The sequence below is a fragment of the Shewanella sp. SP2S2-6 genome, from assembly GCF_031931965.1.
GTDB lineage: Bacteria > Pseudomonadota > Gammaproteobacteria > Enterobacterales > Shewanellaceae > Shewanella > Shewanella baltica.
Genome location: NZ_JAUOEQ010000002.1, coordinates 54,342 through 67,602, shown reverse-complemented (window position 1 = coordinate 67,602; position 13,261 = coordinate 54,342). Strand labels below are relative to the sequence as shown.

The window sequence follows — 13,261 nt, the reverse complement described above, 5'->3', positions numbered from 1 at the left end:
TTGGCTGGTATTGCCCGAGTATACCTTAAGTTGCATGTCGCGATATATCGTGTCTTTGATTGAGTTAGTGAGTATTTCCCACTTTATGGTGACTTATGGGTTTTACATTTTTGCGCCCTAAAGTGCATTTTACCTAACGACACACCTTAAAAAATATTCACTTATAACAAACTGATCTAAAAGAGAAATGACTAATATTCATTCAAAAGTCTGATTTAATATTGGATATTGTCTTATTTATGTTATAAAAATGTTCTTGTTATGTAAAAAAATAACTTTGTATTGACCGTAGTTGCAAGGTTTAGGGATGAGAATCGCATAAAGCAGGTCAGGTATTCTAAAAAAATAATAAGCAGTTGGGATGAATATGATGACCTCAAAGAAGCAGAAGTTTGGATTAAGTGCAGTCAGTTTGGCGATTACATTAGCTTTGTCTGGTAGCTTCATTAGCCCGCAAGCCATGGCTGAGGAAGAAGACGCTGCTGTTAAAAATGAAGGCGTGGAAAAGATTGCGGTTGTTGGTTCACGTGCGGCACCACGCTCAATCGGCGATTCCCCTGTTCCAATTGATATTATTAGTAGTGACGACCTTAAAAAGAATGGTTCGACTGACATGATTGATATGTTAGTGACATCGGTACCTTCGTTTAACTCGCGCGCTCAACCCATTAGTGATGCGGCAACCTTAGTACGTCCCGTTAACTTACGTGGGTTGCCTTCCGACAGTACCTTAGTGTTAGTCAATGGTAAGCGTCGTCACCGCGCAGCTGTGATTGCGTTCCAAGGCGGCGGCATTAACGATGGTGCTCAAGGCCCAGATATTTCAGTTATTCCTGGTTCTGCATTGAAGCAAGTCGAAGTGCTGCGCGACGGCGCTGCGGCGCAATATGGCTCTGATGCGATAGCAGGCGTCATGAACTTTGTCTTAAAAGATAATTCCGATGGTGGGTCCATCACAGTGACCCAAGGTGAATATTACGAGGGTGACGGTGCCACGACCACAGTCGAAGGTGATGTTGGTTTACCGTTGACGGATAATGGCTTTGTTAACTTAAGCTTCCAGTATAAAAATGCCGATGCAACCAGTCGTAGTGTGCAGCGTCCCGATGCGGCTAACTTAGCTGTGCAGGGCAATACTGCGATTAATGACCCCGCTCAAGTATGGGGTAATCCTGAAATCAATGATGACTACTCAGTGTTCATCAACTCAGGCTTAGACATTAATGCCAATATGCATGCCTATGCCTTTGGTAACCTGTCATCCCGCGATGCTGTGGGGGGATTTTATTATCGTAATCCGCAGGATCGCAGTAATGTGTATACCCCTCCAGAAGGCGGTAACTTATTAGTCGGAGCTATAAATGGTGATCAATCGTCTTGCGTGCTAGTGCCAATTCCTAAAAATGCGGACGGTTCTGATGGCAACGTGTTAGATACAGACGCATACAAGGCGATGGTTGCCGATCCCAATTGTTTTGCTATGAACCAAATTTTCCCCGGTGGTTATACACCGCAGTTCACTGGGACCATTGAAGATATGTCTTTCTTCGCTGGTGTAAAGGGCGATATCGGCGAGTGGAATTACGATTTCAGCGCCGGTACGGGGAGTAACAAAGCCAGCTTCGGCCTTAAAAACTCGTTAAACCCATCATTGGGATTAGATACCCCAACTGATTTCGATACCGGTGCCTATGAGCAAGTTGAAACCACAGTTAACCTCGACTTTTCGCGTTTTATTACCTTAGGCGGCATCGAAGACATTAGTTTTGCTTCTGGTTTTGAATGGCGTAATGAGTCATTTGAGATTTTTCAAGGTGATGAAGCCTCTTGGATTGCCGGCCCCTATGCCGAGCAAGGCTTCAGCATCGGCTCGCATGGATTTAAAGGCTTTGGCCCAGAATCTGCGGGTAAAAATTCCCGCCACAATATTGGTATTTATACGGATTTAGAAGCCTATTTAAGTGATGACTGGTTACTCGGTTTAGCGCTGCGTTACGAAGACTTCTCTACCTTCGGCGATACGTTAAATTACAAGCTGACGGTGCAGTATTCTGCAACCGACGAATTGTCATTCCGCGCTTCACACAGTACGGGCTTTAGAGCGCCAACCGTGGGTCAAGAAAACGTCGTCAACACACAGACATCGATTATTGATGGTCAGTTGATCCAGACCTTTATTGCACCACCCACCGATCCACTTGCGGCATTTTATGGCGGGGAAGTGTTAAAGCCTGAAGAGTCAATAAGCTATGCGCTAGGTGCTGTCTATGAGTACGAAAACTTTTTCTTAACGGTCGATTATTACAACATTGGCGTTGAGGGCCGTATTGCGCAGTCGAGTAAGATTGATGTTAAAGCTAAAGACTATGATGCACTGCGTGCAGCGGGCGTTGAGTTCCCTGAGTTGATCCAAGGCGTGAGTTATTACACTAACGACTTTGATACTACCACTCAAGGTATCGATATCGTCGCCTCCTATGATGCGGAAATTCTGTCGGGTAATGCTAAATTTAGTCTTGCCTATGGTTGGACCGATACCAGCGTTGATAAATTCGATCCAGAAACCACTGATGAAGGTAAAGTTCGCCGTTTAGAAGATGGTATTCCAGCGCATCGTGCAACCTTAAGCTGGGCGCAGTCATGGGATCAATTAAGCATGTCACTGCGTGGTAACTACTTCGGTGAGTACTATGCGACTCATGCTGATGATACCTCTGATTGGGGTTCTGAAATGGCCGATGCTGCTGTCACCATAGATTTGGAAGTGAGCTATGAGTTATTTGATGGCTTAACGCTGGCGGTAGGGGCAAATAACCTATTCGACCAAAAAGCGCAAAAGCTGAAAGTGGGCGATGATTACGCTTATTCTCAACTTGGTGGCGTTTACTATGAAAGTGGGCCGTTCGATTACAACGGTGGCTTCTACTATGGCCGTGTAAATTACCGTTTTTAATGAGTAAGCCAATTTATAGAAGCGATTTCTAACCCACCTTTCAAGAAATTTGGCTTTTATAGATTTGAAGTGAAGTGAGCAAAAAGGCTGCAGTGCAGCCTTTTTTATTGGTTGATTTTTCGTTAGCTGCGATTCGTTTGTGCGGCAGCAAGGCCATTCAACACATCACTCATACTGAGTTTTGACGGCAAAAGAATGCCATTGGGTGCGCTTGGACCGTAGATTTTATTGTATGGCGTACCAGGTACACCTTCATGGCGCATATAGCTTTCAATCGTTTTGTTGGCCTCACTCCAGTTGCCTTGCATCAGGATAATGTTGTCTGCCATTAAGGCATTCACAATTTGTTCCCTGTGGGTAACTTCGGCTTTATTGGTTTGGCAAATGGTGCACCAATCTGAAGTAATATCGACAAATACGGTATAGCCTTGGGCAACCAGAGGCGCAATTTGCTCGGGTGCTAAGGTGTGCCATTGCAGTTTTTGATAGGCTTGATAATCCTCGCCTTTATGCACAAACCCAATAATCGCGCCAAGTCCTAAGGCGAAAAATCCCAGTACAAATATCACCGCCAGCGGTATGGTTTTTCCTTTTTGTCTTTGCCAAAGCAGCAGCAAGATAGCGCCGATTAATAGACAAAGAATGATAATACTGATCAGAGTAATAGTGCTCATAAAACTTCCTGCTGGAGAATGGCGTGCCTTTATTAAACATTGAGGCTTAGGAATACAGACTTAGATTCGTGCTTATCTTAGCGGTTAACGGCTTAAAGCAGCATGAATTTATGGGATTTCATTTGAGCTGCCCTTTGACGCATTCAGTTGCAATTGTGTTTTGCGCCTGCTGTGGAGTCTTTGTAAGCTGGGCAAGATGATAGTTACCGCTATAACAAAAATAAAAGGAAATAAGATGACACCTTTACCATCGTGTCGACGCTCGTCGGCTAGGCCGCTTTGGTCATTATTCGTGTTGCCGTTGATCGTATTCTGCTCGAGCCTGAGCTATGCCGAACCCGCCAAAAAGGCCGAAGATAAAGCCGACAAGCTTGTCCCTGAGGTGGTTAAAACCGAGCATAAGATGACGATTCAAGGGCAAAAAGTCAGTTATCAAGCGATCAGTGGCGAGACTATTTTAAAGGATGATAAAGACGAACCGCTGGCGAGTATTTTCTCTATTAGCTATTTACGTAACGATATTAAAGATAGCAGTACACGCCCAGTCACTTTTATCTTTAACGGCGGTCCGGGTTCGGCCTCGCTCTGGTTGCACATGGGCTTATTCGGTCCTAAACGTGTGGTGGTGCCGGATGCAAAGGACGATGGCGCAGCACCTTATCGCATTGAATCAAACGATTACTCTATGCTCGATGAGTCCGATCTCGTGTTCATCGATCCCGTAGGTACTGGCTTTAGCCGCGCTTTGGGCGATAAAAAAGGTGCGGATTTTTGGGGCGTGAAAGAAGATGCCCAGTCGATTGCCGAGTTCATTCGCCGCTGGTTGATTGAGCATAAACGTTGGAACTCCCCTAAATATTTGGCCGGCGAGAGTTACGGTACTACTCGCGCGGCAGCACTTGTGAATGAATTGCAGGGCGGTTGGACTGACATTTCGGTCAATGGAATTATGCTGATTTCATCCATTCTCGATTTTAGTCATGCCCGCTACCAGCCGGGTAACAACCTGCCATACATTGGTTTTTTACCGACCATGGCGGCAACGGCTTTTTACCATAATAAAGTCAGCGCTGCGGATAAAGCTTTAGGGCTGGAGGCTTTTATTGAGGAAGCGCGCCAGTTTGCGATCAAAGATTATGCCCTCGCGTTGTTGCAAGGCAGCCGCTTAACCCCCGATGCCTATCAAGCGGTACGTCAAAGTTTGGCGCGTTTTACGGGGTTAAGTGAGCACTATTTAGATCGTGTTAATTTGCGCGTGAGCGCCAGTCGATACACTAAGGAGCTGATCAGAGATCAAGCTTTGACGATAGGGCGGTTAGACAGCCGCTACACAGGTAAAGACTACGACAGTGGCGGCGATTCAACCGACGATGACCCATCAGGTTATGGGATTGATGGCGCTTATACGGCTGCCATGCATCAATATCTGTATGACGATTTGGGCGTGACCTTATCCCGTCCTTTCAATGTACTTTCCGTTGATGTGAACCGGAGTTGGAATTGGAATATCAGTGGTAAGCAGATGCACTATGTCAACGTTGCGCCTTATCTTGGTCAAGCGCAGCGTGAGAACAAAGATCTGCGGATTTTTGTCGGCAATGGTTACTTTGACTTTGCGACGCCATTTTTTGCCACCGAAAATACCTTTGCCGATAACGGCATAGATAATAGTCGTGTGAGTATGCATTACTATAAAGCGGGACACATGATGTACGTTGAGCCCGAATCCTTAACTCAGTTAGTGAAGGATATCCGTGCTTTTTATCAGCCTAAATAGCCGTTAATTTATCGACAAACGGATGGATTAGCGTTAACGCCTTAATGGCGCAATGCTAGAATAGCAAGCAAGTTTAAGGCCCCAGAGTTTAACTACATCAAAGGGGCCTTTTTATTCGGCGTAAGGTGTGTTCAATGAGTTTTAGTACTTGGTTAGGTTTATTGGCGATTTGTTGTTTGGGGGCTATGTCGCCGGGCCCAAGTTTAGCTATGGTGGTGCGCCATACCTTAGGCGGTGGACGGGGCAAGGGCATAGTGTGTGCGTGGGCACATTCGATAGGCATTGGGATTTATGCGTTGGTGACGTTACTCGGCTTAGCGGTTGTACTTAAAAAGGCGCCCTTAGTCTTTAATGGCATTGCGATTCTCGGTGCTTTGTATCTGGCTTGGATGGGAGTTCAGGCGCTGCGTTCCAAGGGCGGTATGCAAGCTAAATTGGCCGCAGGGGAGGCGACAGATACCTTGACCGCCGCCCGTGATGGTATCGCCATTTCCTTATTTAATCCTAAAATCATGCTGTTTTTCCTCGCGTTATTCAGCCAATTCGTGATGGTGGCCGACAGCATGACGGCTAAAGCTTTAATCGTTTTTACCCCTTTAGTGGTCGATGGACTTTGGTATACGCTTATCGCTTTATTGTTATCCCACTCAAGCGTGTTGCCTAAACTACGGGAAAAGGCAGGGTTAATTGATAAGTTGTCCGGCGTGGTGTTGATACTGCTGGCATTCCGCGTGGTATACACGCTTTAGTTATTGATTGCAGGTCATCTGTTTCAACAAACAAAAACGCCATCAATCGATGGCATTTTTTATGTTTTCGCTATGCATGAAAGGCGTGCTTAGCCTTTAAACATTTGCACTGAATTGTCGGTCTCTTCTGCCACCGCTTCTTGGAGAATTGGCGGATTCGCGATGTGATCGTCTAAGTTGTCACTCAGCATTTCTTTGAATTCACTGCTAAACCATTCTAATGCACTTTCTTTCTCGGCGCCGAGATCCGCTGATTTAATTGCGGCTTCGAAGGCGTTAAAACGTGCCGCGGCAAAACGGAGTGCTGTGCCCACTTTACCTACATCTGCTTCTTGTTGACTTAGCTGATTGGCTAAGGCAATAAACTGATCGGCAAGTTCGTAAATGGTGGTGTTGCTCGTGTCGGTCATGGCGTTCACTCTAAAAGTAACAGATTAAAGTTCGATTCTAACTTAATTGACGTAAGAAGGAATCGTCAGGCATTAACTATTGGGATCTGTGTCGGTAATGACGACTCCGGTTTGGGAGTCATAACTGATCGAGAGTTTGTCGTTTGTTCGATAGAAATAAGTGCACTGGCCAGGATTGGTATAACTGGCTTTGTAGTCGGTTTCTGTCGCATCAACATTTAAGCGCGAGACACTCGGTTGGGTATTTTGGAATAATACTTCCCATACCGAGATACAGTCTTCGACATTATCAAGCGACGGTGAGGCTTCATTACCAAAGATATAGTGCTGTGCAGGCCAGCCGAAGGCGTTAAAATCCACTTGTTCAGATTGCGCAGTGCCAAATACGGGTAAGTCTTCTTTTGGACCTGAGCCCACTTTTACCGCCCAAACGGAGCGGGCCAGATTAATGGCTGACTTAAAGCCACCGCCTGCAGCTTTGACTGTGGCGATTTGCGCATCTTGCTGCACATTGATAAATTTTGGCAGGGCCACTACCGCTAAAATACCGAGCACTATGATGACCACCACAAGCTCAATTAAGGTGAAACCCGTTTGATGTCGTTGCATCAATTTATCAGAATGTTGGATCATCATGGCGTAATTAGACTGTGCGAGAATGGGCGCACTATAGCATTTAAATTCGAATGTTTTAAATTGAAAGTCTTAAAGCGAAACACAGCAAGCATAGTCTTATCAATTATCGACAAGCATAACCTTCAAACTTGCCATTCCACAGTAGGACTTTTAAGCTAACCCGATAATAGAATTGAGGAAGTAAAATCGTGACTCAGGCGACATGGCAAACATTTATCGATGAGCAAAGGGCTTTGCCTTATTTTCAGCAACTAAGTGCGTTTGTAGACAATGAACGTAGGGCTGGAAAAGTGGTTTATCCTCCCGAAGCCGATGTTTTTAATGCTTTTACTATGACTCAGCTTGAAAAGGTCAAAGTGGTATTGATTGGTCAAGATCCCTATCACGGCCCAGATCAAGCCCATGGTTTATGCTTTTCGGTCAAGCGCGGTATTAAACCGCCGCCTTCCTTAGCCAATATGTACAAGGAATTAGCGACGGATATTGATGGCTTTACCATTCCATCCCACGGGGATTTATCCGCATGGGCGGAGCAGGGGATCTTAATGCTCAATACGGTATTAACCGTTGAGCAAGGTAAGGCGCACTCCCATGCCAAAGCGGGCTGGGAAGTGTTTACGACTGCCGCGCTGGAATTATTAAATCGCCAGACTCAGCCGATTATTTTCGTGCTTTGGGGCAGTCATGCCATCAAAAAAGGTCAAGTGATTAACGCACCGCAACATCAAGTGCTCACTGGGCCGCATCCTTCACCTTTATCGGCCTATCGGGGTTTCTTTGGCTGTGGGCATTTTTCTCAAGTGAATCAATTATTACTTGAGCGGGGCGAAGCGCCGATCCGCTGGCAGGTTTAATCTTAGGATTGCGGATTTGAGACAATAAAAAAGGTCTTACTGAGTAAGACCTTTTCTTTGGGCTAAACACGAACTAGCGAGCGATCAATGATTACGGTCGACCGAAATCTTAGCTAGCGCAACTAAGGCTTGCTTGTAGTCGCTGTCGGGTAGAATCGATAATGCCTCGATGGCTTTCTCTGATTCTTCAATCGCTTTTTGCTGGGTGTAGTTTAACGCGCCGCAATGGTGCAGTGCTGCCACTATTTTATCTATGGCCTGTGTACCATCGCCTTGCTCAATTGCTTGACGTATGAGGTGTTTCTCTTCGTCTGTGCCATGGGCAATGGCATAGATGAGTGGCAGAGTTGGTTTACCTTCAGCAAGGTCATCACCTATGTTTTTGCCTAGCTCATCACTGTCGGCGGTATAGTCGAGTAAATCGTCGGTAAGCTGGAAGGCGGTACCAAGATACTTACCATAGTTACCTAAGGCGGTTTCTTGCTCTGGCGTCGCACCCGCTAACACACCCGCAAGCAGAGTAGCCGCTTCAAACAACTTAGCTGTTTTACAATAAATGACCCGCATATAGCTTTCTTCTGTGGTATCAGGATCGTTGCAATTCATCAGTTGTAAGACTTCGCCCTCGGCCAATACGTTCGTGGTATCCGCTAACACTCTGAGCACTTTCATGCTGTCGAGTTCAGTCATCATCTGGAATGAACGGGTATAAAGGAAATCCCCGACCAGCACGCTGGCGCTATTGCCGAACAGTGCGTTGGCGGTTTCTCGTCCGCGGCGCAATGTCGATTCATCAACTACATCATCGTGGAGCAATGAGGCCGTATGGATAAACTCAATAATCGCCGCTAGCTTTAGATGCGCTTCGCCTTCGTAGCTCACCGCACGTGCGGCTAATACCGACAGCAGAGGACGAAGACGTTTACCACCACCATTAATAATGTAAAAACCTAATTGATTAATTAGGGCGACATCTGATTCAAGCTGTTTATATATCAGCTGATTGACTGCTTGCATATCAGTGTCAGCCAGTTGACGAATAGCGTTTAAATCCATAGTAGACTCTGGTTGTGGGGTCATTACGTACCGGCCCCTGTTTAGGCTCACGTGTTATAATGAAATGAATTTTACCTAAAATTCTGACATATGACAGCACTAGCTCAACTAATGTGAGAGTTAATCCGGTCTTTTTTTATTCTTTCCTAATTAGGGCTTGCCAGAGTTAGATTCTTCGCGTAAACTCCGCGCCCATTGTCAATAAAGTTTTTATAGCACCCTGCCTCATCCAAGAATGAGCCCGCGTGTTAGGAATTGGAGTAAAATAGCTATGTACGCTGTTTTTCAAAGTGGTGGTAAACAACACCGTGTAGCCGAAGGCCACACTGTTCGTTTAGAAAAGTTAGAAGTTGCAACTGGCGAAACTATCGAATTCGATCAAGTTCTTTTGATCGCTGATGGCGAAACAGTGCATGTTGGTGCTCCTTTAGTAGCTGGCGGTAAAGTCGTTGCTGAAGTTGTAAGTCACGGTCGTGGCGATAAAGTAACTATCGTTAAGTTCCGTCGTCGTAAGCATCACGACAAGAAAATGGGCCACCGTCAGTGGTTCACTGAAGTTAAAATTACTGCTATCAACGCATAATAGGAGTCTAACTCATGGCACATAAAAAAGCTGGCGGTTCTACTCGTAACGGCCGCGATTCAGAAAGTAAACGTCTAGGTGTTAAGCGCTTTGGCGGTGAATCAGTTCTAGCTGGTAACATTATCGTTCGTCAACGTGGTACTAAATTCCACGCTGGTGTAAACGTAGGTATTGGTCGTGACCATACTCTGTTTGCTCTGACTGACGGTAAAGTGAAATTCGAAGTTAAAGGCGCTAATAACCGTAAGTTTATTAGCATCGAAGCTTAATTTTCGAACCTAGCTTGTACTGTTAAAGCCCCGCCATTGGTGGGGCTTTCTGTTTTTTGTGCTTCTATTTACGCCGTGTAGATGCTTGAGTTGGTAAATGATTACCAAAAATGAGCATTGACAGGTAAGATTGGGAGCAAAGTATCTCGAGTTTTTTGGCGACCAATGAAGTTAGACGGTATAATTGCTTCATTCAGTGGTGCCAGGAGTAAGTATGAAGTTTGTCGATGAGGCAGTAATTAGGGTCGAAGCAGGCGACGGCGGTAGCGGTTGTGTTAGCTTTAGGCGCGAAAAGTATGTACCAGATGGTGGTCCTGATGGTGGTGATGGTGGCGACGGCGGCAGTGTTTTCCTGCAAGCTGACGAAAACTTCAACACCTTGATCGAGTTCCGTTTTGAACGTTTTCACATGGCTGAACGTGGCGAAAATGGTCGTGGCCGTGATTGTACCGGTCACAGCGGTAAAGATCTGATCTTAAAAGTTCCTGTTGGTACTCGCGCGGTCGATCATGATACTGAAGAAGTCCTTGGGGATTTAACGACCCACGGTCAAAAGCTATTGGTTGCCAAAGGTGGTTTCCATGGTTTAGGTAACACCCGTTTTAAGAGCAGTACTAACCGTGCCCCACGTCAAAAGACGTTAGGAACACCGGGTGAAGTTCGTAGCCTTAAATTAGAGTTGTTACTGTTGGCTGACGTTGGTTTGCTTGGCATGCCTAACGCGGGTAAGTCGACATTCATTCGTGCTGTTTCCCGTGCAACGCCTAAAGTGGCTGATTATCCGTTTACAACACTAGTGCCGAACTTAGGTGTGGTTAATCCACGTCCTGGTCAAAGCTTTGTGATCGCGGATATTCCAGGTCTTATCGAAGGCGCAGCCGATGGTGCGGGTTTAGGTATTCGCTTCTTAAAGCATCTTGAGCGTTGTCGTATTCTACTGCACATCATCGACATTGAGCCGATTGACGGAACCGATCCGGTTGAGTCTGCGCGCGCTATCGTTGGTGAGCTTGAGAAATACTCTCCAAAACTGGCAAGCAAGCCACGTTGGTTAGTCTTTAACAAAACCGATTTGCTGCTTGAAGAAGAGCTGCAACAAAAGGTTGATCGCATCGTTAAAGAAATGGGTTGGGAAGGCGACGTTTACACTATTTCTGCCTACAACCGCGACGGCACTAATGAGTTGGCATTAAAGCTCCTCGATTATATTGCGAGCCTGCCACCAGAAGACAATGAAATCGACCCTGACAGTGAAGTCGAGTTCAAGTGGGATAATTATCATCAAGCTAACTTAGATTCAGTGAATGAAGACTATGTTGATGAAGATGATGACGACGACTTTGATGATGACGACTACGACGTAGAAGTTATTTACCAGAGATAATCTTACCGTCTTAATTTTGAGAGTTCCGTGTACGCAGATACTCAAAATGATATTACTCGGCAAGTTGTGCGTGCTGCACAACTGCTACTGGCCTACGGCGCAGAATCTGATTTAGTTGAAGAAATCAGCCAGCGTCTAGGTCAGGCTTTAGGCCTTGCCAGCGTAGAGCTCTCTATTTCCTCCAATTCCCTCGTGTTAACCAGTTTAGTTCATGGTCGCTGTATCACTACGACTCGTCGTATTCGTGAGCATGGCATTAATATGACCATAGTTTGTGAATTACAACGCATCTGTTTATTAGCTGAAAAAGGTCTGTATGGCCCCAACGAAGTCCGTAAACGTTTGGCGCGGATTGAGCCTAAAACCTATCCACCGAGTTTAGTTGTCTTCATGATTGGCCTGTCTTGTGCCAGTTTTTGTCACCTGTTTAAGGGTGATCTTATCTCGTGTGTGATTACCTTTTTTGCCGCAGCTGTGGGCATGTCGGTACGTTTAGCGATTGCTAAGCGGCATTTTAATTTATTGGTTAACTTTGCCGTCACGGCTTTTGTCACCAGTATGTTGGCTCAAACTGGCTATGTGTTTGCATTGAGTGAAACGCCTAAGGCTGCTATGGCCGCGAGTGTGCTAATGCTGGTGCCGGGTTTTCCGATGATCAATGCGATTTCCGACATGGTGAAAGGGCATATGAATGTTGGCATCTCCCGTTGGGGCCATGCGACTTTGCTGACCGTTTCTTCTGTGATAGGCATTACGATTGCGATGCAGATCGGCGGGATTTTCCTATGATGGAATTACTGATAACGCTGCTGCACGATGCTTTTTTCTCAGCAATTCCCGCCGTGGGATTTGCTATGGTATTTAATGTTCCTAAACGATTTCTTCCCTATTGCGCCTTAGCGGGAGCCATTGGTCATAGCTCGCGTACCTTAATGCTACAGTTTAGTTTACCGATTGAGTGGGCCACCTTTGCCGCGGCTGCAATCGTCGGGATTATTACGATAGGGTTTGGAAAGCGCCACTTAGCGCCACCTTTAATGTATGCTGTCGCCGCTATTATTCCTATGATCCCTGGCACTTATGCCTTTAATACCGTCATTGCCTTAGTGCAACTGACTGCTCAGTCTCAGGTGAGTCCTGAACTGACGGCACAAGTGATTAGTAATGGCCTCAAAACCGTCTTTATTCTCGGGGCGTTAGCTGTGGGGCTGGCTATGCCGAGCTTGCTGTATTTCAGAACCCGCCCCGTCATTCAATAATTCTATTTCAATAAAACAGGAGTGAGCATGCGCATTGCTATGATAGCCGCGATGGCAAACAACCGAGTCATCGGAAAAGAGAATAAAATGCCATGGCATCTTCCAGAAGATCTACGTCACTTTAAAGCCATGACCCTAGGTAAGCCTGTGGTGATGGGGCGTAAGACCTTTGAGTCCATTGGTAGACCTCTTCCTGGCCGACATAACATAGTGATTTCACGTCAAACGGATCTCGTCATTGAAGGCGTGACCTGTGTAACCTCCTTTGATGCAGCCAAACAAGCCGCCGGCGAGTGTGAAGAGTTAGTAGTGATTGGTGGCGGTCAGCTTTATGCCGAGTTATTACCTTACGCAGATATCTTATATTTGACGCAAATCAAGCTAGAGGTTGAGGGCGATACATTTTTCCCCTATTGGGATGACGGAACTTGGAAGGAAACGGAATCTTTGTCTAGTATAAATGCGGATGGTTTGGAATATCGCTTTATCAATTTGGTAAAAAAATGTTAAATTGCAGCCTCTGTTGTGTACCCTGTGTGTATGGGGCGTCAGTTTATCTAACGTATTGCATCATATCGGACATTTAGTTTTCACGGAAAGAAGAGATAGCCTATTTCGTTATCCTAGATTTCGAACGAGAGCTAAAGCCAAGAGGTC

General features: G+C 45.8%; 14 protein-coding genes. 10 read left to right on the top strand and 4 right to left on the bottom strand.

The window, feature by feature from the left end:
* Positions 1 to 367 precede the first annotated feature (367 nt).
* Positions 368 to 2,953, top strand: a complete 2,586-nt coding sequence (locus Q4Q57_RS02290) for a TonB-dependent receptor (RefSeq protein WP_311889734.1) — start codon at positions 368 to 370, stop codon at positions 2,951 to 2,953.
* Positions 2,954 to 3,075: 122 nt separating this feature from the next.
* Here the strand turns inward: Q4Q57_RS02290 and Q4Q57_RS02285 are convergent, their stop codons facing one another.
* Positions 3,076 to 3,627: a thioredoxin family protein gene (locus Q4Q57_RS02285; RefSeq protein WP_220592193.1), complete on the bottom strand. Its 552-nt coding sequence runs from the start codon at positions 3,625 to 3,627 to the stop codon at positions 3,076 to 3,078.
* A gap of 235 nt (positions 3,628 to 3,862) precedes the next feature.
* Between Q4Q57_RS02285 and Q4Q57_RS02280 the strand changes: the two genes are divergently transcribed.
* Both Q4Q57_RS02280 and Q4Q57_RS02275 read left to right on the top strand, forming a co-directional pair.
* On the top strand, positions 3,863 to 5,404 hold the full coding sequence (locus Q4Q57_RS02280; RefSeq protein ID WP_311889543.1) for a S10 family serine carboxypeptidase-like protein: 1,542 nt from the start codon (positions 3,863 to 3,865) through the stop codon (positions 5,402 to 5,404).
* A 134-nt stretch (positions 5,405 to 5,538) separates the two neighbouring features.
* The gene (locus tag Q4Q57_RS02275; RefSeq protein ID WP_220777044.1) at positions 5,539 to 6,153 is read left to right on the top strand and encodes a LysE family translocator; all 615 of its coding nucleotides are present in this window, start codon (positions 5,539 to 5,541) and stop codon (positions 6,151 to 6,153) included.
* Positions 6,154 to 6,242: 89 nt separating this feature from the next.
* On the opposite strand, the gene Q4Q57_RS02270 is transcribed toward Q4Q57_RS02275, so the two are convergent.
* Both Q4Q57_RS02270 and Q4Q57_RS02265 read right to left on the bottom strand, forming a co-directional pair.
* Positions 6,243 to 6,563, bottom strand: a complete 321-nt coding sequence (locus tag Q4Q57_RS02270) for a DUF3144 domain-containing protein (RefSeq protein ID WP_106649673.1) — start codon at positions 6,561 to 6,563, stop codon at positions 6,243 to 6,245.
* 72 nt (positions 6,564 to 6,635) lie between these two features.
* Positions 6,636 to 7,199 carry a Tfp pilus assembly protein FimT/FimU gene (locus Q4Q57_RS02265; RefSeq protein ID WP_063883726.1) on the bottom strand — a complete coding sequence of 188 codons (564 nt, stop codon included), beginning with the start codon at positions 7,197 to 7,199 and terminating at the stop codon, positions 6,636 to 6,638.
* A 188-nt stretch (positions 7,200 to 7,387) separates the two neighbouring features.
* On the opposite strand from Q4Q57_RS02265, the gene ung reads away from it, so the two are divergent.
* Positions 7,388 to 8,053 carry a uracil-DNA glycosylase gene (gene ung / locus Q4Q57_RS02260; RefSeq protein WP_311889539.1) on the top strand — a complete coding sequence of 222 codons (666 nt, stop codon included), beginning with the start codon at positions 7,388 to 7,390 and terminating at the stop codon, positions 8,051 to 8,053.
* Between the two features lie 84 nt (positions 8,054 to 8,137).
* Here the strand turns inward: ung and ispB are convergent, their stop codons facing one another.
* Positions 8,138 to 9,109, bottom strand: a complete 972-nt coding sequence (ispB, locus tag Q4Q57_RS02255) for an octaprenyl diphosphate synthase (protein ID WP_037391117.1) — start codon at positions 9,107 to 9,109, stop codon at positions 8,138 to 8,140.
* Positions 9,110 to 9,380: 271 nt separating this feature from the next.
* Between ispB and rplU the strand changes: the two genes are divergently transcribed.
* The 6 genes from rplU (at position 9,381) to folA (ending at position 13,114) form a co-directional block, all read left to right on the top strand.
* On the top strand, positions 9,381 to 9,692 hold the full coding sequence (rplU, locus tag Q4Q57_RS02250) for a 50S ribosomal protein L21 (RefSeq protein ID WP_006080526.1): 312 nt from the start codon (positions 9,381 to 9,383) through the stop codon (positions 9,690 to 9,692).
* A 14-nt stretch (positions 9,693 to 9,706) separates the two neighbouring features.
* On the top strand, positions 9,707 to 9,961 hold the full coding sequence (rpmA, locus tag Q4Q57_RS02245) for a 50S ribosomal protein L27 (protein WP_006080527.1): 255 nt from the start codon (positions 9,707 to 9,709) through the stop codon (positions 9,959 to 9,961).
* A gap of 214 nt (positions 9,962 to 10,175) precedes the next feature.
* Positions 10,176 to 11,345: an Obg family GTPase CgtA gene (gene cgtA / locus Q4Q57_RS02240; protein WP_006080528.1), complete on the top strand. Its 1,170-nt coding sequence runs from the start codon at positions 10,176 to 10,178 to the stop codon at positions 11,343 to 11,345.
* 27 nt (positions 11,346 to 11,372) lie between these two features.
* Complete coding sequence (locus tag Q4Q57_RS02235; protein ID WP_107946705.1) at positions 11,373 to 12,134, top strand: threonine/serine exporter family protein; 762 nt, start codon at positions 11,373 to 11,375, stop codon at positions 12,132 to 12,134.
* Entirely contained in the window at positions 12,131 to 12,604 is a 474-nt protein-coding gene (locus Q4Q57_RS02230) for a threonine/serine exporter family protein (RefSeq protein WP_311889534.1), read from the top strand. The genes Q4Q57_RS02235 and Q4Q57_RS02230 overlap by 4 nt, the downstream gene beginning before the upstream one ends.
* Positions 12,605 to 12,631: 27 nt before the next feature.
* Entirely contained in the window at positions 12,632 to 13,114 is a 483-nt protein-coding gene (folA, locus tag Q4Q57_RS02225; protein WP_311889532.1) for a type 3 dihydrofolate reductase, read from the top strand.
* Positions 13,115 to 13,261 lie beyond the last annotated feature (147 nt).